The sequence below is a fragment of the uncultured Kocuria sp. genome (genome assembly GCF_947500125.1).
Lineage (GTDB): Bacteria > Actinomycetota > Actinomycetes > Actinomycetales > Micrococcaceae > Kocuria.
Map to the genome: position 1 here is coordinate 68830 of NZ_CANMRA010000018.1, position 21200 is coordinate 90029.

The 21200-nt window shown below is 72.8% G+C and carries 22 protein-coding genes; 10 read left to right on the forward strand and 12 right to left on the reverse strand.

Translation table 11 applies throughout. The annotated features are described in order from the left end of the window. Positions 1 to 100 precede the first annotated feature (100 nt). Positions 101 to 1201, forward strand: coding sequence for an alanine racemase (locus Q0817_RS12775; RefSeq protein ID WP_298588415.1), 1101 nt, complete (start codon positions 101 to 103; stop codon positions 1199 to 1201). Between the two features lie 52 nt (positions 1202 to 1253). Here the strand turns inward: Q0817_RS12775 and Q0817_RS12780 are convergent, their stop codons facing one another. Next, positions 1254 to 2801, reverse strand: coding sequence for a PTS ascorbate transporter subunit IIC (locus tag Q0817_RS12780; protein ID WP_298588430.1), 1548 nt, complete (start codon positions 2799 to 2801; stop codon positions 1254 to 1256). Between the two features lie 13 nt (positions 2802 to 2814). Next, positions 2815 to 3633 (reverse strand): PTS sugar transporter subunit IIA, encoded by an 819-nt coding sequence (locus Q0817_RS12785; RefSeq protein WP_298588438.1) that lies wholly within the window; start codon positions 3631 to 3633, stop codon positions 2815 to 2817. A 300-nt stretch (positions 3634 to 3933) separates the two neighbouring features. Between Q0817_RS12785 and Q0817_RS12790 the strand changes: the two genes are divergently transcribed. After that, entirely contained in the window at positions 3934 to 5151 is a 1218-nt protein-coding gene (locus Q0817_RS12790; RefSeq protein ID WP_298588449.1) for an MFS transporter, read from the forward strand. A gap of 26 nt (positions 5152 to 5177) precedes the next feature. Here the strand turns inward: Q0817_RS12790 and Q0817_RS12795 are convergent, their stop codons facing one another. Together Q0817_RS12795 and Q0817_RS12800 are read right to left on the reverse strand one after the other, a co-directional pair. Then, positions 5178 to 5717, reverse strand: a complete 540-nt coding sequence (locus Q0817_RS12795; RefSeq protein ID WP_298588463.1) for a hypothetical protein — start codon at positions 5715 to 5717, stop codon at positions 5178 to 5180. A 210-nt stretch (positions 5718 to 5927) separates the two neighbouring features. Continuing rightward, positions 5928 to 6857 (reverse strand): CPBP family intramembrane glutamic endopeptidase, encoded by a 930-nt coding sequence (locus Q0817_RS12800; protein WP_298588477.1) that lies wholly within the window; start codon positions 6855 to 6857, stop codon positions 5928 to 5930. Between the two features lie 506 nt (positions 6858 to 7363). Between Q0817_RS12800 and Q0817_RS12805 the strand changes: the two genes are divergently transcribed. Then, positions 7364 to 8602 (forward strand): heparan-alpha-glucosaminide N-acetyltransferase domain-containing protein, encoded by a 1239-nt coding sequence (locus tag Q0817_RS12805; RefSeq protein ID WP_298588491.1) that lies wholly within the window; start codon positions 7364 to 7366, stop codon positions 8600 to 8602. 78 nt (positions 8603 to 8680) lie between these two features. On the opposite strand, the gene Q0817_RS12810 is transcribed toward Q0817_RS12805, so the two are convergent. The 8 genes from Q0817_RS12810 to Q0817_RS12845 form a co-directional block, all read right to left on the reverse strand. Then, positions 8681 to 9838, reverse strand: coding sequence for a cell wall metabolism sensor histidine kinase WalK (locus Q0817_RS12810; protein ID WP_298588503.1), 1158 nt, complete (start codon positions 9836 to 9838; stop codon positions 8681 to 8683). After that, positions 9835 to 10551: a response regulator transcription factor gene (locus tag Q0817_RS12815; protein ID WP_298588517.1), complete on the reverse strand. Its 717-nt coding sequence runs from the start codon at positions 10549 to 10551 to the stop codon at positions 9835 to 9837. Before Q0817_RS12815 ends, Q0817_RS12810 begins: the two co-directional genes overlap by 4 nt. Positions 10552 to 10602: 51 nt before the next feature. Continuing rightward, positions 10603 to 10929, reverse strand: a complete 327-nt coding sequence (locus Q0817_RS12820) for a helix-turn-helix transcriptional regulator (protein WP_298588669.1) — start codon at positions 10927 to 10929, stop codon at positions 10603 to 10605. 22 nt (positions 10930 to 10951) lie between these two features. Next, the gene (locus tag Q0817_RS12825) at positions 10952 to 12208 is read right to left on the reverse strand and encodes an MFS transporter (RefSeq protein ID WP_298588529.1); all 1257 of its coding nucleotides are present in this window, start codon (positions 12206 to 12208) and stop codon (positions 10952 to 10954) included. A 188-nt stretch (positions 12209 to 12396) separates the two neighbouring features. Further along, complete coding sequence (locus Q0817_RS12830) at positions 12397 to 13404, reverse strand: metal ABC transporter substrate-binding protein (protein WP_298588546.1); 1008 nt, start codon at positions 13402 to 13404, stop codon at positions 12397 to 12399. Between the two features lie 60 nt (positions 13405 to 13464). Beyond that, positions 13465 to 13860: a Fur family transcriptional regulator gene (locus Q0817_RS12835; RefSeq protein ID WP_298588557.1), complete on the reverse strand. Its 396-nt coding sequence runs from the start codon at positions 13858 to 13860 to the stop codon at positions 13465 to 13467. Next, the gene (locus tag Q0817_RS12840) at positions 13857 to 14777 is read right to left on the reverse strand and encodes a metal ABC transporter permease (RefSeq protein ID WP_298588571.1); all 921 of its coding nucleotides are present in this window, start codon (positions 14775 to 14777) and stop codon (positions 13857 to 13859) included. The genes Q0817_RS12835 and Q0817_RS12840 overlap by 4 nt, the downstream gene beginning before the upstream one ends. A 2-nt stretch (positions 14778 to 14779) precedes the next feature. Continuing rightward, the gene (locus Q0817_RS12845; RefSeq protein WP_298588586.1) at positions 14780 to 15601 is read right to left on the reverse strand and encodes a metal ABC transporter ATP-binding protein; all 822 of its coding nucleotides are present in this window, start codon (positions 15599 to 15601) and stop codon (positions 14780 to 14782) included. 444 nt (positions 15602 to 16045) lie between these two features. Here Q0817_RS12845 and Q0817_RS12850 point away from each other — a divergent pair, with 444 nt between their 5' ends. The 7 genes from Q0817_RS12850 to Q0817_RS12880 all read left to right on the forward strand — a co-directional run. Then, a complete protein-coding gene (locus Q0817_RS12850; protein WP_298588599.1) occupies positions 16046 to 16453 on the forward strand; it encodes a four-helix bundle copper-binding protein in 408 nt (135 codons plus the stop codon). A gap of 142 nt (positions 16454 to 16595) precedes the next feature. Beyond that, a complete protein-coding gene (locus Q0817_RS12855) occupies positions 16596 to 16970 on the forward strand; it encodes an NADH-quinone oxidoreductase subunit A (RefSeq protein ID WP_298588634.1) in 375 nt (124 codons plus the stop codon). Further along, a complete protein-coding gene (locus tag Q0817_RS12860) occupies positions 16961 to 18166 on the forward strand; it encodes a hypothetical protein (protein WP_298588637.1) in 1206 nt (401 codons plus the stop codon). Before Q0817_RS12855 ends, Q0817_RS12860 begins: the two co-directional genes overlap by 10 nt. Then, positions 18159 to 19094, forward strand: coding sequence for an NADH-quinone oxidoreductase subunit H (locus tag Q0817_RS12865; RefSeq protein WP_298588641.1), 936 nt, complete (start codon positions 18159 to 18161; stop codon positions 19092 to 19094). Before Q0817_RS12860 ends, Q0817_RS12865 begins: the two co-directional genes overlap by 8 nt. Positions 19095 to 19097: 3 nt before the next feature. After that, a complete protein-coding gene (locus tag Q0817_RS12870) occupies positions 19098 to 19661 on the forward strand; it encodes an NADH-quinone oxidoreductase subunit J (protein WP_109267942.1) in 564 nt (187 codons plus the stop codon). Beyond that, positions 19658 to 19960 (forward strand): NADH-quinone oxidoreductase subunit K, encoded by a 303-nt coding sequence (locus Q0817_RS12875; protein WP_298588647.1) that lies wholly within the window; start codon positions 19658 to 19660, stop codon positions 19958 to 19960. Before Q0817_RS12870 ends, Q0817_RS12875 begins: the two co-directional genes overlap by 4 nt. Further along, positions 19957 to 21200: proton-conducting transporter membrane subunit (locus tag Q0817_RS12880; RefSeq protein WP_298588650.1), on the forward strand; the 1244-nt coding region annotated here is incomplete at its 3' end. The genes Q0817_RS12875 and Q0817_RS12880, both read left to right, overlap by 4 nt.

Genomic DNA, 21200 nt, shown 5'->3' on the forward strand with positions numbered 1-21200 from the left:
TGACGTTGCGTGAACCGCTGGGTGCGCCGGCACCGGGATCGACCCGGCCCGTAGCATGGGCGGAGCTCGGCAGATCGTCGTCCCGGCACAAGGAGCCCCCATGACCAGCATCCCCGCGGAGATCGACACCCCGGACGTCCTGATCGACCGGGACGTGCTCGAGCGGAACATCGAGCGGATGGCCGCGGCCGTGCGCGATCGAGGGCTGCGGCTGCGCCCGCACGCCAAGACGCACAAGGTCCCGGAGATCGCGGCGCTGCAGCTCGCCGCGGGCGCGGCCGGACTGACCGTGGCCACGCTCGGGGAGGCCGAGATCTTCGCCGCGTACGGGGCCGACGACCTCTTCGTGGCGTACCCGCTGTGGGTCGGCCCGCGCCAGGCGGAGCGCCTGCGCCGGCTGAGCGCCACGGCCCGGATCAGTGTCGGAGTGGACTCGGCCGAGGCCGCCACCGCCATGGGCGAGCAGCTGGGGGACGCGGCGGGGGACATCGCCGTGCTGGTGGAGGTCGACAGCGGCCATCACCGCAGCGGGGTCCACCCTGACGCGGCCGCGGACGTCGCCCGGGCGGCGGCCCGGGCCGGGCTGCGCGTCGAGGGCGTCTTCACCTTCCCGGGCCACAGCTACGCCCCGGGGATGCCGGTCGAGGCCGCCGCGCAGGAGCAGCAGGCCCTGGAGCGGGCCGCCGGGCAGCTGGAGGAGGCAGGTTTCGAGGTACCGCGCCGCAGCGGCGGGTCCACGCCCAGCGCGCTGCTGACCGACAGCACCACCGCCACGGAGGTCCGGCCGGGGGTCTACGTCTTCGGCGACGCCCAGCAGCTGGAGCTCGGCCGGTGCGCGCTCGAGGACATCGCCCTGACCGTTGCCTCCACCGTGGTCAGCCGGCACGAGGGCGGGACCGGGGTGCCGCGCCGGGTCGTCCTCGACGCCGGCAGCAAGGTCCTCGGCAGCGACCGGGCGGCCTGGGCCACCGGCCACGGTCGGCTGATGGACCACCCGGACGCACGGATCACGGCCCTGTCCGAGCACCACGCCACCGTCGTCTGGCCCGAGGACGCCCCGCTGCCCGCTCTCGGCGAGCGCCTGCGCGTGATCCCCAACCACGTGTGCCTCACCATGAACCTCGTCGACGACGTGGCCGTGGGGCGCGGCGGGGCGCTGCTGGAGCGCTGGACCGTGGCCGCGCGGGGCCGCAACTCCTGACTCTCGGCCTCCGGCGCGCAGGCCGAGAGGTCAGCCCGGAAGGGCGACGGCCTCAGTTCGGCGGCGGCGGCGGTACGGGCGCACCCTTCGGCGGGGCGATCTTCGGGAACACCCGGGACGGACTCGCCGCCTGCGCCGCCGCGGTCTCCTGACCGTCCGTGTCCCCCGGCCAGGCGCGGCCCGGGGACGGGTCCCACCGGGCCTCGACCACCTTGCGCTGCACGACGATCGCCAGCGCCAGCACCGCCAGGCCGATCAGCGAGATGACCACGATGCCGCCGACGGACCCGATCTTGGCGGCGGAGCCCACGGCGATCCCGAACCAGCCGAAGTCGGCGTCACCGAAGGTGGTGTTCTCCTCACCGAAGGTGCCCAGGACGGACAGCAGGAACGCGGGCAGGAACGTGATGATCAGGCCGTTGACGAAGCCGCCGGCGAGGGCTCCCCGCCGTCCGCCGGTCGCGTTGCCGTAGACGCCGGCGGCGCCGCCCGTGAAGAAGTGGGGCACGAGTCCCGGCAGGATCAGCGCGATGCCGATGGCGGGGTTCAGCCAGACGGAGAGGACGAACAGCCCGACCAGACCCCCCACGAAACTGGAGATGAAGCCCAGCAGCACGGCGTTCTGGGCGTAGGGGAAGACGATGGGCGCGTCGAGCGCCGGTATGGCGCCGGGGACGACCTTGGCGGCGATGCCCTGGAACGCGGGGACGAGCTCGCCCAGGATGGTGCGCACGCCGAAGAGGATGACGGCGACGGCCACGCCGAACTGCAGGCCCTGGGTGATCGACATCATGATGTAGTTGCCCACGCCGGTGGCGCCGCCCTCGAACGCGGTGAAGGCCTCCGCGGTCCCGGCCCGGACCAGGAAGAGCACGGCGAGGACCACGTACATCAGGGCCATGGACAGTGCGGTGGCCACCATCGAGTCGCGGAGGAAGCGCAGCCCCTCCGGCAGCTTCGTGTCCTCGGTGGACCGGCTCTTCTTGCCCACGATCTGCCCCACCGCCCCGGCGGCGATGTATCCGGCGGTGCCGAAGTGCCCGATGGCCACGCTGTCGTCGCCGGTGATCCGGCGGGTCCACGGATGGGCCAGCGCCGGGAGGGACACCATCAGGATGCCGAGGAGCAGGGCCCCGAGCAGGACGGTCACCCAGCTGTCGTAGCCGGCGGTGGCCAGGATGATCGTCAGCATCGTGGCCATGAACAGGACGTGGTGCCCGGTCAGGAAGACATAGCTCAAGGGGGTGAACCGGGCGAGCAGGAGGCTGACGGCGAAGCCGAGGATCATGAGCCACGCGACCTGGGCCCCGTACTGGGCCTGGGCGATCCCGGCGATGGCCTCGTTGGTGGGGATCACGCCCTGGGCGCCGGTGGCGCCCAGGATCATGGAGCCCAGCGGCTCCAGGGAGGCGACGACGAGGGTGGCTCCGGCGCCGATCAGCAGGAAGCCCAGGGTCGCCTTGATGGCGCCGCCGATGATCTGACCGGTGCTCTTGCGCAGGGCGGCCAGGCCCACGGCGGTGATGATGCCGATGAGGAACGCCGGGACGGCGAGGATCTCACTGACCAGGAACTCGGGAATGCTGACGAGCCAGTTCACGGGGTACCTGCCTTCAGACGTCGTAGAGCTCTCGCAGAGCGGCGTCGAGCTCGGTGGTACTGGTGAAGTTCTCGATCACCTTCACGGGGACGCCGACGTCCCCGAGGGTCCGGGCGATCTCCCCGGAGGTGAGGATCAGGTCGGACTCCTTGGCCTTTCCGCGGGCCGAGATGGTGTCGGTGGCCTCGACCGTGAGGTACCGGCTCCAGCCCCAGCGGTCGAGGACCTGTTCCAGGGTGTTCTTCAGGAACAGGCTCGTGCCGAGCCCGTTGCCGCACACGGTCAGGATCTTGTTGCGGCTGTCCGGGCCGCTCCCGTTCCCCTCCCCCGCCGGTTCGGCGGCGGGCGCCTCCGCCCTCGAGTCCCGGGCGGGCGCCGCCGGGGCCTCCTGGGTCAGCACGGCGAGCACCTCCTCGGGCGTCGCGGCCGTGTCCAGGGCGGCCCGCGTCTCCGGCGAGCCCAGCAGCGTGGCCAGGGAGCGCATGGCCTGCAGGTGGGCCTTCTGGTCCTTCGCGGAGAGGGCGACGACGAGGCTCACGGGGTCGTTCGAGGCGTGCCCGAACTCGACCGGCCGGGCGAGCCGGACCCAGGACATCGCGGTGCGGTGCACGGCGTCCGAGGGGCGGGCGTGGGCGAACGCAAACCCGGGCGCCACCACGATGTAGGGGCCCTTCTCCTCGACGCTCATGATCATGGCCTGGGTGTACTCGGCGCTGATGGCCCCCTGCCGCTCGAGCACCTGACCGGCCAGGGCGATGGCGGTGCGCCAGTCCTCAGCCGCTTCGTCCAGACAGATGGATTCGAGGTCCAACAACCGGCTGATCTCAGACATGTCACATATCGTAGCGTACTGGACATACTACTCAGTAGCTATATAGGAATATCTTCCCTGTTCGGAAGGGCGCCGTTCCGGCTCGCCCCGGGGCCTGCGTCCCGGCCGGAATCTGGCAGGCTGGCAGTGGCACCTGCTCCGTCGGCAGGAGGCCACCGGAAGCGCGTCCGCGCACGCGCGCCACGCCCCGTCCTGCCCCAGGAGCCGCCATGAGCACCCCGTCCGAGTCGTGCCCGGAGACCGCCGGGCACCGCAACGCCGGCCGGTCCCCGCAGCCGCACCCTGTCCGGGGCCGCTGAGATGACCTCCCGCACCGTGACGCCGCGGGCCCTGCCGTGGGTGGTCGCCGGCATCGTGCTCGTGGCGCTGAGCCTGCGCGGGCCGATCATCGCCCCGACCCCCGTCATCACGGAGATCCAGTCCGACCTCGGGCTCTCGGCGGCGACCGCGGGCCTGCTCACGGGCCTGCCGGTGCTGCTCTTCGCCCTGGTCACCCCGCTGGCCTCGAAGCTCATCGGACGCCTCGGGCCGGAGGCGGCGATCCTGATCTGCCTGACGGGCGTGCTGGCCGGGACCGTCATCCGCTCCGCCGGCCCCGCCGCGGTGGTCCTGGCCGGCACCGTGGTCATCGGCGCCGCGATCGCCGTGGGCAACATCGTGGTCCCGGTGATCATCCGCCGCGACGTCTCCTGGCGCCGGATCCCCACGGTGACCGCCGCCTACACCGCAGCCCTCAACGTCGGGTCGATGATCACCGCCCTGGGCACCGCGCCGCTGGCCGCCGCCGTCGGCTGGCGCTGGGCGCTGGCCGCCTGGGGCGCCCTGACCGTGGTGGCCCTGGTCTTCTGGCTGGGCGTGGCGCGCCGCCGGGCCGGCACGCCGACCGCGCCCCGCACCTCCCCCGCCGAACCGCCCACCACCACGGGGGCCTCGGGAACGACCCGGGGCACGGGCCAGGTCCGGCGCATCGGCTGGTGGCTGACCCTCGCCTTCTGCGGCCAGGCCTTCTCCTACTACTCCATCACCGCCTGGCTGCCCACCCTGCTGGCCGACACCCGCGGGCTGAGCCTGGCCGCCTCCGGGGCCGGCGCCTCGCTGTTCCAGGTCGCCGCCATCGCCGGGGCCCTGGGCGTGCCCCCGCTGGCCGCCCGCACTCCGCCATGGGTGCCGGTGGCCGTCGTCGGCGCCCTGTGGATCACCCTGCCCGTGGGGCTGCTGATCGCGCCCGAGGCCTACCTGGGATGGTCCGTCATCGGCGGCATCGCCCAGGGCGGGGGCTTCACCGTGATCTTCTCGGTCGTCTCGCGCATCGTGCGCTCCGATGCCGAGGCCGCGGCGACCTCCGCCCGCGTCCAGGGCAGCGGCTACCTGGCCGCGACCGTCGGCCCGCCCCTGGTCGGCGCGCTGAACTCCGTCACCGGGGGCTGGACCGTCCCCCTGCTGGTCGTGCTGGGCGCCACCACCGTCTTCCTGGCCGGCGGCCTCCTGGCCGTGCGGGAGACCCGGCGCCGCACGTAGGGGCCTCCGCGCCGGGGCATCCGTTCTCAGTCCAGCTCCACCACGGTGATCGGCAGGGGCAGGGCCTCCGCGGTGAACGTGGTCTGCTCGGAGAACGGCACGCCCGCCTCGTCCCGCCCGAAGCACAGGGCCAGCACCTCCCCCGCGTCGGCGCCGGCCATCAGGGTCCAGTGCTGGCCGACGGCGTCCACGGCGTGGGCCTGGTGGTCGAGGTCCGCTTCTCCCTCGACGTCGGTGAAGCGGGCGCGGTAGGCCTCGAGCTCCTCGGGGGTCTGCAGCACTCCGGCGGAGACGATCGCCTCCTCGTCGCCGGTGACGGCCGGGGCCACCGGGTAGGCGATGCGGAACGGCGGCTCGAGCACCTCCAGCAGCTCCCGGGCGGGGGTGGCGTCGTCGCCGCGCAACCAGAGCCGGCCCGTCCCGTCGACGAAACCCGTGTACTCCTCGTCGTTGGGATAGAAGCAGAGGAAGCCCGAGCCCGGGATGCGCGCGGCCAGCCCGGTGAGGTCCGCGGCGTGCTCCACGGTCAGGAAGCGGGTGAGGGGCTCCAGCGGCAGGGGTTCCACGGGCGATGTCTCCTAGCGGGGCGGCAGAGGGGGGCGGGGCGGCGGGACGGCGACGAGGTGGTCGCGCCCGGACGCTCTACGCTACGCCGTCGCCGCCGGGTCGCGGTTCCCCTCCAGGAACCGGGGGACGTGGCGCCGTGACGTGGCGCCGTGACGTGCCGCCGCGTGTTCCGGACGGGACCGGAAGGTCGGTGGCGAGTCGCTCGGGCGTCATCCCGGGGTTCCCCGTCGGCCGGGTCGAGATCCCGGCCCCCGGGTCGGGGTCTTCTGCTGCCGGCGGCGTTCGTGCCTGGCTGCGAGCCAGACAGTGGCGAGCATCAGGGCGAGCACTTCGGCGAAGCCCAGGATCGCCGCCCACGGCATCGTGATCTCACCGCCTTGGAGGTTGTTGTAGAAGGACCCCAGGGGCACCAGCAGCGGCCACAGGACCAGCACACTGCGCACCAGGGCGAACGCGACCGCGTAGACCACCCCGAGGCCGAAGAGGAAGAGCATCTCCGAGGCGCCCATGCCGTAGCCGACGTGATAGGCGGCGTACAGAATCGCAGCTGCGCCGATACCGGCCACGGACCCGAAACCGGCTTCCAGCCGGTTCTGCACGAAGCCTCGGAAGAAGACGACTTCGAAGAACCCGACGGTCAGGGACAGCGCCAGCAACGGTGCCCAGTCCACCGGCTGGGGCAGGTCGTAGCCCCACAGCGTGAGTGCGAACTGCACCGCGGCCAGGCCCGCGCCCAGCGCCAGCGTCCGGCCGAGGTCGTCCCGGCGGAAACCGAGTTCGGACAGACTCCTTCCGCGGATCCAGGTGGTGTAGACGACCGGGCCCACCACGCCGAGCAGCATCCCGGCGGCGAACGAGAGGAACAGGCCCAGGGTGTTCTGCTGGGTGAACCCCCGGAAAGCCAGCCAGAACAGGGCCACGACGCCGAGATAGAGCCCGGCCACCACGGCAAGGTCCAGCCGGTCCACGTGCAGCGCCCAGCGGGCCCTGGTGCCGGGGACGACCAGCACCAGGGCCAGGGCCGCCACCGGGACGGCGATTCCGTAGAGCACCTGGTTGCCGGCACCGAGCAGCAGCAGGGCCAGCACGAGAAAGACCGGCCACACCAGGTGGTGGAGCGAGCGTGCCGGCACGTTCATCGCCGGCTCCTCTCCGCGACGGCCCGCCCGGCACGGACCGCGCCCCGGACGTCGACGACCGCCTGGACGGGCCCGCCTGCGACGGGCCGGTGCGTCTGCCTGATCAGAGGTGCGGTATCGGTCAGCATGTCCGGGCCTTCTCCGCCTGTGGGCAGGAAGGTCCCCGGCCCTGGGACCGCCACGTTAACTCCGGTCGGTGACCGGCACCTACGCCCGTGGACGTTCCCGCGGATCTATGACGCCCACGCGGCGACGAACCTGCCGATGGCTTTCGGCCAGGAGGACGGCGATCCCGCCGTGCCGCCCGGGGACCCGGTCGCTGTCGGGCCCCGCCACGAGATCCGGTTGACGTCTTGACGGAATCTTGAGGATCCCGCGAGGTCAGCGCCAAAGGCGCCCGGCACTCTGGAATCAGATCGGCTCCGGATGCCCCGGGGCCATGGACACGGCCCCACGGGCCGCACACGTCACCGGCCCCGAAGGGGGCCGGCACCACAGGGGGAGTCATGAGCGTCATGCCACGAGCGGAGAAAACCGATCCAGGGGGACTGGATCATGCACTGATCCGGCCCACCCGCCGGCTGGTGGGCATCGACGCGGCCCGGGGCCTGGCACTGATCGGGCTGATGGCGATCCACATCCTGCCGTCCTGGAACGAGGAGACCGGGGAGGCCAGCGTCACCTGGCGGATCTTCTCCGGGGACTCCGCGGCCCTGTTCGCCCTGCTGGCCGGGGTCGGGCTGGCGCTGACCTCCGGCGGGCGCCACCCGCACGAGGGCAGGACGATGACCGCCGACCGGATCGGGCTGGCCGTGCGAGCCGTGCTGATCGCGATCGTGGGGCTGTGGATCGGCACCCTGATGCCCGAGGACCCGCCCGCCTACAACATCCTCATCTACTACGGGATGTTCTTCCTGCTGGCGATCCCCTTCCTGCACGCCGGCCCGAAGGTGCTCTTCATCTGTGCGGCGGTCTTCGGCCTGGTGTCCCCGCTGCTGATGCAGGGTCTGCTCAACGAGCTGCCCGCCTGGAGCTCCTACAACCCGACGCTGACCACCGTGCTCGCCGAGCCCGGGGCCACGGCCTCCCAGCTGCTGCTCACCGGGTCCTACCCGGCCCTCCCGTACATGACCTACCTGCTGGTGGGGATGGGTCTGGGCCGGCTCAACCTGCGCAAGTCCGAGGTCCAGATCCGGCTGCTGGTCACCGGCATCGGGGTGGCGATCTTCGCCCAGGCCACCTCCTACTTCCTGCTCTACGCCTTCGGCGGCTACCAGCGGCTGCTGGACGCCTCGGCGATGGGCGAGGAAGAACTGGCCGAGGTCCTGATCTGGGGACCGGACTCCCTGCCCACCTCCACGGTGTGGTGGCTGGCGATCGCCACCCCGCACACCAACACCCCGCTGGCGATCGCGGCCAGCCTGGGAGTGAGCCTGGCCGTTCTCGGGGCCTTCCTGCTGATCGCCCGCAAGGCCGAGGCCTGGCTGCTGCCGCTCTCAGCGATGGGGGTCATGACCCTGACCCTCTACACCGCCCACCTGGTGGCCCTGTCCTTCGAGGCCCACTACGACCAGCCCTACCTCTGGTACGTCCTCCACCTGGTGGTCGCGGCCCTGTTCGCGGTGGCCTGGCACCGGGCCCTGGGCCAGGGCCCGCTGGAGCGGGTGATCGGGCTGTCCGTGAAGGGCACCCGCCGGGCCGTGCTCGGCGGGACCTCCGGGAGGTCGGGGACCTTGCACGGGTAGCTCGACGCTGCACCCCCACGGGCCGTGCCCGTCACCAGGCCCCGAGGCTCGGGGGGCGGGTACGGCCCGTCGTCGTGCTCAGGCCTCGGGTCCGGGCGTCCGCTCGGCGGGCCGGTGGCGGGGCAGGTGGATCCGGAAGCTGGCCCCGTGACCGGGACCGTCACTGGTGGCCTCCAGCGTCCCGCCCTGGGCCTCGACCAGGGCCTTGCTGATCGCCAGCCCCAGCCCCGAGCCGCCGCGGTGGGCCTCCCGGCCGGTGTTCGCGCGGTAGAAGCGCTCGAAGACGTGCGGGAGGTTCTCCGCGCTGATGCCCTCCCCCGAATCGGTGACCGTGTAGGTGACCGCCTCCGGGGCGTGGTCGGTGCGCAGGACGATGGTGCCCCCGGGAGGGGTGTGCCGCAGGGCGTTCTCCAGCAGGTTGCTCAGCACCTGGCCCATCCGCTCCGGGTCCAGCGGCAGCGCGGTGACCTCCATACCGGTGCTCACGGAGGTGATCGACACGCCCTTGCCCACGGCGTCGGGCTCGATGGCCGCGACCGCCTGGGCCGCCAGGTGCTGCGGGTCCTGGGAGGTGAGCTGCAGGCGGGTCATGCCCTCCTCGGCGGCGGTGAGCTGGCGGATGTCGCGGGCCAGGCGCTCCAGGCGGGTGATCTGGGCGTTGAGGATCCCGGTGGTGTGTTCGTCGAGTTCGACCACCCCGTCCTCGATGCCCTCCAGGTGGCCCTTGAGGCTGGCCAGCGGGGTGCGCATTTCGTGGGCCAGATCGGCCAGCATCTGGCGCCGTGTGGTGTCCACCGCACTGAGCTTGGCCGCCATCTCGTTGAAGGAGGAGGCCAGGGCGTCGAACTCCGGGCCCAGTTTGGTGGAGGTGACGCGCACGTCGTAGTTGCCCGCGGCCACCTCACCGGCGGCGGTGCTGAAAGAGGCCAGGGACCGCCCGATCGTGCGGTAAAGGTAGAAGGTGAGCATCCCGGCGATGTAGAGCGCCGGCAACCCGCCGATGGCCAGGGCCGTGAGACTCACCGAGCGGAAGGCGTCCTGAAGGTGCACCAGCCCGAGGGCCTCATCGGCGTGACCGGCCTCGATGAGCTCGTGGTAGAACATGGTCGGCCCGACCAGCACCGCGGTCACGACCACAATGAGCAGCCCCACCAGCAGCACCGCGGTCTGGGCCAGCATCAGCCGCACGGTCAGCGGCCCCCAGGCCCGGGTGCGGCCGGTGGCGGTGGTACTCATCGCCCGGTGCCCATCCGGTAGCCGATGCCGCGGATCGTGTGGATGAACCGCGGGCTGGCTGCCTCGTCGCCGAGCTTCTTGCGGATCCGCCCGATGTGCACGTCCACCAGGTGCGCGTCCCCGGTCCAAGCCGTGTCCCAGACCAGCTCCACCAGCTGCCGGCGGGAGAGCACCAGCTGCGGGCGGGCCGCCAGCGCGGCCAGCAGGTCGAACTCGATCCGCGTCAGCACCACCGGTTCCCCGCCCAGGTGGACCTCGCGGGAGTCCTCGTCCACCACGAGGTCACCGATCACCAGCTCCTGCTCCTGCGAGGGGGGTGCCCCAGGAGCAGGCTGTGCGCGGGCCCGGCGCAGCATGGCCTGGACCCGGGCCACGAGCTCGCGCGGGCTGAACGGCTTGGTGACGTAGTCGTCGGCGCCCACCGACAGGCCCACGATCTTGTCGACCTCGTCGTCGCGGGCGGTGAGCATCAGCACGTGGCAGTCCGAGAAGGTCCGCACCTGACGGCACACTTCTATCCCGTCGATCCCCGGCAGCCCCAGATCCAGCACCAGCACGTCCGGGGCGAACTCCCGCACCGCGGCCACGGCCTCGGCGCCGTCGTGCCGCACGGCGACCTCCAGCCCGGCCTTGCGCAGATAGCCTGCGACCAGCTGCGCGAGGTCGATCTCGTCGTCGACCACCAGGACGCGGCCTGTCGGCGGTGAGGACATGGTGGCTCCTTCCTCGAGGCGCCCGTTCGGGGCCGGGCGGCTGGGCACAGGTCAGTCGTGGACGGGTTCGCCGGTGATCCGGTGGTCGGCGTGGTTGACGATCTCGCGGATCAGACGGACCAGGTGACCGTCCGGCACGGAGTAGATCACGTGCCGGCCGGCCTTGTGCGTGTCGACCATCCCGGACAGCCGCAGCTTGGCCAGGTGCTGACTCACCACGGTGCGCGGCGCCCCCGTCGCCCGGGTGAGCTCGGTGACGCTGCGTGCTTCGTGGGTGAGCAGCCACAGCAGGTGCAGGCGGGTCGGCTCGGCCAGCAACCGCAGTGTTGCGGTCGCGGCCGCCAGGTGCTCCGGGTCCGGGGCCGCCTCGTGACGCAGGGACGCGGCGCCCGTGGTGGTCTCAGTCGTGGTGTTCACGGTCCCCATCCTCCCCCACCACACTGGAGCGCATTGGGTCCCGAGGCCAGGAGGCCGTCGCGACCCCGGCCCCGACCACGGCGATCGCTGTCAGCACGGCCGCCGACCAGCCCAGCCCGGCGGAGGCGCCGATCCACCCGGCCACCGGATAGGTGACGATGAAGCAGGCGTGGGAGAGCGAGAACTGGGCGGTGAACACGTACGGCCGGGTGGTCTCGTCCGAGGCGTCGCGCAGCAGGCGGGCCGAGGGCGTCAGCACTGCCGAGGTGGCCGCGCCCAGCAGCATCCACAGGCCCAGCAGTGCCCACCACCCGGTGTCCGCGCCGGCCCGGAAGGACAGCAGCGTGGTGGCCAGCAGCACCGGCGGAATGGCGCCGGCGCCGGTGAGCATCACCGCCCGGTTGCCGAACCGGTCCAGGGCCGCAGGAGCGCACAGCGCCACCACCATGGACCCGATGCCGAAGGCCGCGAGGGCGAGCGCCAGATCCGTCTCGGGACGCCCCATCACCTCGCGGACGTAAACCACCGTGTTCACCAGCACCAGAGCGGTCGGGGCCGCCACCGCGAGATCCAGGGCCAGCAGGGAGCGCAGCAGGGGCGTGCCCCGGAAGATCCGGGCTCCCAGAGTGGTCCGGTGCCACAGAGAGCCCTGTTCTCCACGTCCTGCCGCTCCGGCCGGCACCGCCGCGGCGAGCACCAGGACAGCGGAGGCCACGAAACCTCCGGCGGTGCCCAGGAACAGGTCGTGGTAGCTGAGCACGGTCAGCGCCACCGCGGCCAGTGCCGGGCTGACCAGGGCCTCCAGATCGTAGGCCAGCCGCGACAGGGACAGCGCGCGCGTGTAGTCGCGCTCCCGCGGCAGCACCGCCGGGATCACCGACTGGAACGCCGGCGTGAAGGTCGCCGAGGCCGCCTGGAGCACGAACACCACCGCGTAGACCTGCCACACCTCGGTGATCACCGGCAGGCACAGGGCCATCGCCGCCCGGAGGACATCGGCCCCGACCAGCACCGGCTTCACCGGCAGTCGGGCCACCGCGGCGTTGACCACGGGGGCCACTCCCACGTAGGCGATCATCTTGATCGCCAGTGCCGTGCCCAGCACCGCCCCGGCGCGGGCTCCGGCCAGGTCGAAGGCCAGCAGCCCCAGCGCCACGGTCAGCAGTCCGGTGCCGAGCAGGGCCACCACCTGGGCGGTGAACAGCCGTCGGTAGACCCGGTCGCCCAGAAAGCTCAGCATGCCGCCTCCTCGCGTGCACGTGTGCGCCTACGTGCACATGAACTGTAGCAGGGCGGACCCTCGAAGGCACTGACCGTCCCGACGGCGGCGGCGACGCAGCAGCCCGGAGGTGACCGTCCCGGCCGCTGTGGCCGGCACGCCGGCGGTGCCGCCGGTGCCGCCGTCGCCGCCCTGACGGGGCCGGACGTCTAGGCGCAGCCCAGCGCGGCGCGCAGCGCCTCGAGGTTGGTGCGCATGACCTGCTGGTAGTCGGCGTTCTCGTCGACCTGGCTCTCCACCGGGTCCAGGACTGCCGTCTCGATCCCGTGCTCGGCCGCCAGGGTCTCGGCGACCTTCGGGTTGACCGAGGACTCCGAGAACACCGTGGTGACGCCCTCGGCCTCGACGACCTCGCCGATCTCGGCCAGCCGGGCCGGGGAGGGCTCGGTGTCGGGCTCCAGACCGGCGATGGCCACCTGCTCCAGGTCGTACTTGTCCGCCAGGTACCCGTAGGCGTCGTGGGAGACCACGATGGTGTTCCGCTCGCACGTGGCCAGTCCCGCGGCGAACTCCTCGTCCAGGGCGGCCAGCTCCGTGGTCAGCTGCTCGGCGTTGGACTCGTAGGCCGCGGCGTTGTCCGGGTCGACCTCGGCCAGCTCGTGGGCGACCTCCGTGGCCACCGCGGCGAGCCGGGCGGGGTCCAGCCAGAAGTGCGGGTCCTCTCCCTCGTGGCCGTGCCCGTCGTCACCGGCGGGCTCCTCGACGGGCGCCCCGTCACGGTGGCCCTCTTCGCTGTGGGACGCCTCGGCCTCCTCGTGCTCCTCGGCGGAGTGTGCCTCCTCGCCCTCCACGCCGGCGTGCACCGCGTCGAGGGCGTGCTCGGGCGCAGCCTGGGCCACGGCGTCGTCGACCGCCGACTGGAACCCGGAGAGGTACACGACTGCGTCCGCGGTGCGCAGCCCGTCGACGGCGGCCGGGGACAGCTCCAGGTCGTGCGGCTCGGCCCCGGCGGGGGTCAACGACTCCACCTGCACGAGGTCCCCGCCGACGCGTTCGGTGACGTACTGCAGCGGGTAGAAGGAGGCCTGCACGGTCAGCCCCTCCCCCGCGTCACCCGCGGTGCCGGCCGAGGGGTCGCCCGAGCCGGAGGCGCAGGAGGACAGCGCGAGAGCGGCGGCCAGGGACAGCGGGGCGATGAGAGCGCGCGACAGGATCATGAGAACAATTCTCAGACAACCTGAGAATGATTGTCAAAAAAACCTCCGGCGCGCGGACGCTCAGAAGGCGGGCCGGCAGGCGGCGCAGATCCCGTGGAGCTCGATGGCGTGGGAGACCTCCGTGAACCCGTGCCGGCGGGCGGTCCGGGTGGCCCACCGCTCGACCGCGGTCTCGGCCACCTCCACGGTGCGGCCGCAGCGGCGGCACACCAGGTGATGGTGGTGCTCGGTGCGCCGGCACCGGCGGTACCGGGTCTCCCCTCCCGGGGCGGCGAGGGAGTCGACCTCCCCGGCCTCGACCAGGGCGTTGAGGTTGCGGTAGACGGTGGCGAGGGAGACGGACTCCCCCTCCTCCCCCAGCATGGCGTGGAGCTGCTGGGCCGAGCGGAACTCGGGGGTGCGGGCGAGCAGCTCGATCAGGGCGGAGCGCTGCCGAGTGGTCCGGGACATGGTCATGCTCCTCGCAGCTGGAGGTCGTCCTCGACGTCGTGGAGGCGATCGGCGCCGTGCGGTGCGCCGTGGCGCCGGGCGCGCCCCAGGAGGGGGCGGGCGATCAGCGCCAGCACGTAGCAGGCGATGGCCAGCACCACGATCGTGGCCCCGGGGGACAGCGGGTGGAAGTAGGTGATGGACAGGCCGGTCACGCAGACCCCGGCCCCGACGGCCATGGCCGTGCCCATGGTTCCGGCGAAGGAGCGGGTGACCAGCTGGGCCACGGCCACCGGGACGATCATCACGGCGGAGACCAGGAGGACGCCGACCACGCGCATCGACACGGAGACGGTGAAGGCGGCCATGACGGCCACCATGATGTTCAGCGCCCGGACCGGCAGCCCGGTGGCGAGGGCGAACTCCTCGTCGTGGCACAGGGAGAACAGCGCCGGGCGCAGTCCGAGCCCCAGTCCGAGGACCACCGCGGCCAGCCCGGCGGTGAGCCAGACGTCCAGGGGGGTGACCGTGGCGATGGACCCGAAGAGGTAGCCGGTGAGGTTCGCCGACGTACCGCCGGCCAGCCCGATCAGCAGCACTCCGCCGGCGATGCCGCCGTAGAACAGCAGGGCCAGCGCCACGTCGCCGCTGGTGCGCCCCTTGGTGCGCATCACCTCGATGAGCACCGCGCCGATGACCGCTGCGACCACCGCCCCGGGAACGGCCAGCGAGTCGTGCGGGGTGAGCCCGGCCGCGGAGCCGGCCAGCCAGCCCATGGCCACCCCGGTCAGGGCCACGTGGCCGATGCCGTCGCCGAGCAGGGCCAGGCGCCGCTGGACGAGGTAGGTGCCGATCACCGGCGCGGAGATGCCCACCAGGGCGGCGATCAGCAGACCGCGCTGCATCAGCGGGCTGGCCAGCATGGCGGCGAGAGTCTCGAGCATGGTCACTGCGGCTTTCCGTGGAGATCGGGGGCTGTCGGAACGGCGGAGGGCGCGTCCCCGTGGGGGTGCAGGTGCTCGTGATCGGGGGCGTCGTGCCCCGGAGCCGGCAGCGGCGGACTGCCGTCGTGGACGATGCGTCCCTGGCGCAGCACCACGGCGCGGTCCAGCAGAGGGGCCAGCTCGCCCAGCTCGTGGAGCACGATCAGCAGCGTGGTGCCGTCGGCCTGCAGCTGTGTGAGGATGCGGGCCATGGCCTCCTTGGAGACCTGGTCCACCCCGGACAGGGGCTCGTCCAGCAGCAGCAGCCGGGGCCGGCGCACCAGTGCCCGGGCGATCAGCACCCGCTGCTGCTGCCCGCCGGAGAAGATCGCCACGCTCTCGCGCGCCCGGTCGGCCAGCCCGACCTGCTCCAGGGCGTCGAGGCACGCGCGCCGGGCGCCGGCGCCCGGGCGCAGGCGGCGGTGCCCCGTGAGCCCCGAGGCGACGACCTCGAGTGCGGTGGCCGGCACCCCGGCGCCGACGCCGACGCGCTGAGGGACGTACCCGATGCGCGACCACGGCACGGCCCGGCGCGCACCGGTGACGTCGGCACCGAACAGGCGGGCCTCGCCGGAGTCGATGGGCACGATGCCGAGCAGGGACTTGATGAGGGTCGACTTCCCGGAGCCGTTGCCGCCCATCAGGGCCACGGCCTCGCCGTCGGCCACGGTCAGGTCCACCCCGCGCAGCACCGGAGCGGCGCCCAGGACCACGGTGAGGTCCTCCGTGCGGATCGCCGAGCGGTCCGCACGAGCCGTCACCGGCGGAGGAGAGGAAGATTTCATGAGATCCATTCTCAGGAAAATGAGAACCATGGTCAATTCGGCCCCGGCACCGGGGTCCGCCGTGCCGGTGGGGCGGCCGGCCTCCGGCGCCGGGGCCGAGGGCCCGCGTCGCCGTCCATCGACCCAGGAGGCAGTCCCATGACCCGCAAGAGCGCCCCCGCGGTCTCCCGTCGCACCTTCTGAGTTCTCGGCGCGGCGGAGGCGGGACCCTCGGCCCAGCGAGGCCGAAGAGCCCCGCGGAGGCCGGGACACCGCAGCGGCGTGACCAGCAGTGGCGTCCGGCGCCGACCGGCTCGTCCATCCGCACTCCGTGACCGGGATTTCTTCACGGAATCTTCAAGGCCGAGGGCTTCACGCCGTGAGATCAGCAGTTTACTGTCGGTTGCATGGCGGGCCGGCTCCGACCGGTCCGCACCATGGCAGAACGGACGAAGGAGCGAGACCATGACCCACGTGACCTCGATGCTCGAGACCTACCCGAAGGGCCTGGGAGACATCGACCGGCAGAAGCTGGCCGAGTGCATCGCCGCCTGCTTCGAGTGCGCGCAGACCTGCACCGCCTGCGCCGACGCCTGCCTGGCCGAGGACATGGTCGCGGATCTGACCACGTGCATCCGCAAGAACCTCGACTGCGCCGACATCTGTGTAAGCACCGGACGTGTGCTCTCCCGCCAGACCGGCAACAACGTGGAGGTCACCCGTGCGGCGCTCGAGGCGTGCCGGGCCGCCTGCAAGGCCTGCGGCGACGAGTGCGAGCAGCACGCGAGCATGCACGAGCACTGCAAGGTGTGCGCCGAGGCCTGCCGCCGTTGCGAGCAGGCGTGCGCCGACCTCCTCAGCGCGCTGGGCTGAGCCCGGCGCAGCGCTGACGTGACCGCCGGGACGGCCGGTGCTCCGGCCGTCGCGGTGGTCACCGGGACGACACGTCTCGATCGGTGGGAGGGCACCGCCCGGTAGGACGGTCTGCGCCCACCGATCGACGACGAAGTTCGAGGTGCCGACCGCGCGGAAGGAGGAGACCGTCGTGTACTCCGGGATCGTGGCCATGGCCCTGGTGGCGCTGTCGCTCGTCGTTCTGCTCCACGCGCTGCACCGCGTTGCCGCCGTCACGGCAGACCCGTTGACGGTGCTGCCCGCTCAATCCGGGTGGATGCCGCAGGAGCACGCGCTGTCCCGGTTTCACGCCCGCTGGTACCTCGCCTCCATCGTGTTCCTGGCCTTCGACGTCGAGATGCTCTTCATGTATCCGTGGGCCGTGGTCGTGATCGAGAAGGGGATCTCCGCGGTGGTGGAGATGTTCCTGTTCCTCGGGGCCCTGCTCGTCGCCGTGGCCTGGGCCTGGCGAGAGGGAGCCTTCCGATGGGCCTGAGCGGAATCCTCGCCCGATCCGCCGTCCGGGCCGCCCAGGTCCTCGTCGTCGAGGTCCCGGGACACGGGGCGACCCGCATGGAGGTCGAGCACCAACTGCTCCGCCGCGGGTGGCGACCGGCATGGACACCCGCGGACGCGGACGTGCTCGCCGTGTGCGGCGCACCCGGCCCCGAGCTCGCGGGGCTCGTGGAGCGCCTCTGGGAGCAGATGCCCGGTCCCCGCGTCCGCGTCGACATCGCCTCCCCCGCTGCGGTGGGCTCCGCCCTCGACGACGCCGCGGCGCTCCTGCTCGACACCCCCCATCACCGGACGGACGCCCAGGAGCGGGCGCAGGAGCCCGAGATTCCCGAGGACCCGGATCATGGGGGTCACGGGGGCATGGACCACGGCGAGATGGACCACGGCGAGATGGACCACGGCGGTCATGGCGGCATGGACCACAGCGGGCACGGTGGGATGGACATGGCCCCGGAGGGGATCCCCTTGGCCGAGGGCGGGGAGGACCGTGACGGACTGGAGATGGACGTGCTCCATCTCCCGCTCGGTCCCGTGCTGCCGTTCTGGCCGGCCGGCCTCGTGCTGCGCTGCTCGCTGCAGGGGGATGTCGTGGTCGACGCCGACGCCTCCGTCGTCGACAGCGAGGACCACCCCGCCGAGGACGACGACAAAGACGACGGAGGGGACGACGGCGGGGACCACGGGACCGGAGCGACCGCCCCGCACCCGGGGCCCGCGCCCGCCGCGGTGGTGCGGTGCGACCGGACCATGGCGCTGCTGGCACTCGCCGGGGCCGAGGACGCGGCGGCCTGCGCCCGCCGCGCCCGGGACGCCCTTCGGCACGGCGATCAGGGCGCCGCCCGGGCCGCCGCCGAGCGCCTGCACCGGACGGTCCGGAGGTCGCGGCTGCTGCGCTGGTCGCTGCGGGGCGTGCTGCCGCTCGCCCCGTCCGACCTGGAGCACCACGGGCTGCCCCGGCACTGTCTCGGGGACGCCCACGACCGGCTGCTGTCCCGGGTGGAACAGATCCGGGTCGAGACCGGCGACACGGAGGCGGCCCCGGTGGAGGACGGCGCGGTGCCGTGGGCGGCGCTGCCGGACCTGGTGACCGGACTGGAGCTGGCCTCCGTGCGGTTGGCCGTGGCGAGCCTGGATCTCGATCCGCATCCTGCCGTCCGGGAGGTGGGGAGTGTCTGAGAGCGTGGTGACGACCGTTCCCGGCGGATGGGCCGTGCTGGCGGGGATCCTCCTGTGCGGCCTGGCCTTCTTCGCCGTGGCCCTGGATGCGGTGCTCTCGGCCCGGGCGCAGGGCGGCAGCGGTGGCTGGACGGCACCCCTGGACCGCACAGCCCGTCTGATCCGGCAGCGGCGCCGGACCACCGTGGCCGCGGACACCCTGCTGTGGCGGGTCGGTGGCGCGGGCATGCTGGTCGGGGCGTTCCTGATGATCGCGGTGATCCCGCTGGGCCGGTGGACGCTGGCGGACCTGGACGTCGGCGTCGTGTGGTTCAACACCGTGGACGTCATGGTCTGGGCGCTGGTCTGGCTCGCGGGGTGGGGCGCGAACTCCGCCCACGGCCTGGTGGGCGGCTACCGTTTCCTGGCGCACGGGCTGGCCTACGAGCTGCCGCTGATGTTCGCCCTGGTGGCCCCGGCGATCGCCGCCGGCAGCCTGGCCGTGGGGGACGTCGCCGCGGCCCAGGACGGCGTGTGGTTCGTGGTCTGGATGCCGGTGGCGTTCCTCGTCTTCCTCGTCGGCGTGACGGGCTTCTCCGTGTGGGGTCCGTTCGCCCCGGCCCTGGCCGCCGACATCGGCGGCGGCGTGCTGGCCGAGCTCTCGGGGGTCGACCGCCTCGTCCTCCAGGCCGGGCGCTACCTGTTCCTGACCGCCGGCGCCGCCTTCTCGGTGCCGATCTTCCTCGGCGGCGGCGCCGGGCCCGTCCTGCCCGACTGGGCGTGGGTGCTCGTGAAGACCCTGCTGGTGCTGGCGGTGCTCGTGGGGTTGCGGCGGAGGATCCCGCTGCTGCGCCCGGACCGGTTCATGGAGATCGGCTGGGTGGTCCTGCTCCCGGCCGCCGTGCTCCAGGACCTGGTCGTGTCCCTCGTCGTCGTCTGGAAGGGCTGAGCCGTGCTGGTCGGAATCGTGTTCTGGGTGCTCGCCGTGGTGGCGGTGGCCGCGGGGGCGCTCGTGTTCGTGGTGGATTCCATGGCCCGGGCCACCTATGCCCTGGCGCTGTCCTTCATCGCCGTGGGGGTGCAGATCCTGCTGCTGGGCCAGAGCTACCTGGGGATCATCACGATCCTCATGATGGTGATGGAGATGGCGGTGATGGCGGTCTACATGGTGATGTTCATGGGCATGAACCCGGCGCTGATGCCCATGGACATGACCCACGGGAAGAAGACCGCGATCGGCGCCTCGGCCGGGGTCTTCGTGCTGCTGGCCGCCGGCGCCCTGCTCGTCCCGTGGCCGCAGCGGCGCGGCGCCCCGCCCGAGGACCTCACGCACGCGCTGGGCCTGGAGATCATGGGCGAGAAGATGCTGGTCATGGCCGTGGTGGGTCCGGTCATGGTCGCCACCATCGTGGCCGGAGTGGTCCTGGCCGCCCACCGCACCCGCTACGACCGGCTCGGTGACGACCTGCGCCGCCGCCCGGCCGACGACCCGCAGCCGGGAGGGGTGGGCCGATGACCCTCGACGCCGTGCTGGTCGTGGCCGCCGCGCTGTTCGCGGTGGGGCTCTACGGCGCCCTGTCCCAGCAGGTGGTGGTGATGGTGATGATGGGCCTGGAGCTGATGATCAACGGGGTGCTCCTGGCCGCGGCAGGGTTCTGGTGGTTCCTCGCCCCGGACCCCTCCGGGCAGGTGCTGCTGCTGGTGATCCTGGCGGCCATGACCGTGGAGATGGCCATGGGCTTCGCCGTGGCCACGCTGCTGCACCGCAGACGGCAGACCGACATGACGGACATGGCCGAGGAGCTCTCCCGATGACCGCGGCCCAGGCCGTGCTGCTCGCCGTGGTGGTGCTCCCTGGCAGCGTGGGCGCGGTGCTCGCTCTGAGCAGGGCGGAGCGGGCCGCGGCCCCGGTCGCGGTGCTCACCGCCGCGGTGACCACGGTGCTGGCGGTCGCTGCCGCCCTGACCCGGCCCGCCCTGTCGTCCCCGTTCGTAGCCGGCGCCGACTTCGCGCTGGAGGTCGACGCCCTCGCAGCACTCACCCTCCCGATGGTCGCGGGAGTGACTCTCCTGGTGCTGGTCTTCGCGGCCGGCAGCATCCGGGCGGCACGGCCCCGCTTCCACGGGCTGATGCTGGTCTTCGCCGCCGCGGCCCTGACCACGGCCGCGGCCGCCAGCCTTCCGGCGCTGCTGTTCGCCTGGGAGCTGATGGGCGCCACCTCCTACGCCCTGATCGGGTTCTGGTGGCGGGACTCCGCTCGCGTCTCGGCCGGGCTCACCGCCTTCGTCACGACCCGCACCGCGGACCTGGGGCTCTACATCGCCGCCGGCGCCGCCCTGGCCGGCGGCGCCGGGATGGCCCTGGCCGACCTCCCCGCGGCGGAGGACCCGTGGCGGCACGTGCTCGCGGCCGGGATCCTGGTGGCCGCGCTGGGCAAGGCGGCGCAGCTGCCCTTCTCGTTCTGGCTCTCCGGGGCGATGAAGGGCCCCAGCCCGGTGAGCGCGCTGCTGCACTCGGCGGCGATGGTGGCCATGGGCGGCTACCTGCTGCTGCGCGTGGAACCGCTGCTCGCCTCCACCGGGTGGGCGGGCCCGGCCGCGGCATGGATCGGGGTGGCCACCGCGGTGCTGATGGGGATCGTGGCCCTGGCCCAGCGGGAGCTCAAGCAGCTGCTGGCGGCATCGACGGTGGCGCAGCTGGGCTTCGTGGTGCTGGCCGCCGGGGTGGGCGCCGTCAGCGGCGGTGCGGCCCACCTCGTGGCCCACGCCTCCACCAAGGCCCTGCTGTTCCTGGCCGCCGGGGCGTGGCTGACAGCACTGGGCACCGAGGAGCTCACCGCACTGCGCGGGGCCGGCCGCCGGTGGCGCGTCGTGGGCGTGACCGCCACCGTGGGCGCGCTGGCCCTGGCCGGGATCGCCCCGCTGTCCCTGTGGGCCACCAAGGACGCGGTGCTCGCCGGGGCCCACGAGGCCTCGGTCTGGCTCTACGCCGCCGGGCTCGTGGCGGCGGCCCTGTCCGCGGCCTACGCGGGCAAGGTCCTGTGGACCATCTGGCG

Excerpts from the sequence above, each read along its gene's own strand:
- Q0817_RS12775 (WP_298588415.1), top strand. The coding sequence starts at position 101 with ATGACCAGCATCCCCGCGGAGATCGACACCCCGGACGTCCTGATCGAC.
- Q0817_RS12785 (WP_298588438.1), bottom strand. The coding sequence starts at position 3,633 with ATGTCTGAGATCAGCCGGTTGTTGGACCTCGAATCCATCTGTCTGGAC.
- Q0817_RS12790 (WP_298588449.1), top strand. The coding sequence starts at position 3,934 with ATGACCTCCCGCACCGTGACGCCGCGGGCCCTGCCGTGGGTGGTCGCC.
- Q0817_RS12800 (WP_298588477.1), bottom strand. The coding sequence starts at position 6,857 with ATGAACGTGCCGGCACGCTCGCTCCACCACCTGGTGTGGCCGGTCTTT.
- Q0817_RS12805 (WP_298588491.1), top strand. The coding sequence starts at position 7,364 with ATGAGCGTCATGCCACGAGCGGAGAAAACCGATCCAGGGGGACTGGAT.
- Q0817_RS12810 (WP_298588503.1), bottom strand. The coding sequence starts at position 9,838 with ATGAGTACCACCGCCACCGGCCGCACCCGGGCCTGGGGGCCGCTGACC.
- Q0817_RS12815 (WP_298588517.1), bottom strand. The coding sequence starts at position 10,551 with ATGTCCTCACCGCCGACAGGCCGCGTCCTGGTGGTCGACGACGAGATC.
- Q0817_RS12825 (WP_298588529.1), bottom strand. The coding sequence starts at position 12,208 with ATGCTGAGCTTTCTGGGCGACCGGGTCTACCGACGGCTGTTCACCGCC.
- Q0817_RS12830 (WP_298588546.1), bottom strand. The coding sequence starts at position 13,404 with ATGATCCTGTCGCGCGCTCTCATCGCCCCGCTGTCCCTGGCCGCCGCT.
- Q0817_RS12835 (WP_298588557.1), bottom strand. The coding sequence starts at position 13,860 with ATGACCATGTCCCGGACCACTCGGCAGCGCTCCGCCCTGATCGAGCTG.
- Q0817_RS12840 (WP_298588571.1), bottom strand. The coding sequence starts at position 14,777 with ATGCTCGAGACTCTCGCCGCCATGCTGGCCAGCCCGCTGATGCAGCGC.
- Q0817_RS12845 (WP_298588586.1), bottom strand. The coding sequence starts at position 15,601 with ATGAAATCTTCCTCTCCTCCGCCGGTGACGGCTCGTGCGGACCGCTCG.
- Q0817_RS12850 (WP_298588599.1), top strand. The coding sequence starts at position 16,046 with ATGACCCACGTGACCTCGATGCTCGAGACCTACCCGAAGGGCCTGGGA.
- Q0817_RS12860 (WP_298588637.1), top strand. The coding sequence starts at position 16,961 with ATGGGCCTGAGCGGAATCCTCGCCCGATCCGCCGTCCGGGCCGCCCAG.
- Q0817_RS12875 (WP_298588647.1), top strand. The coding sequence starts at position 19,658 with ATGACCCTCGACGCCGTGCTGGTCGTGGCCGCCGCGCTGTTCGCGGTG.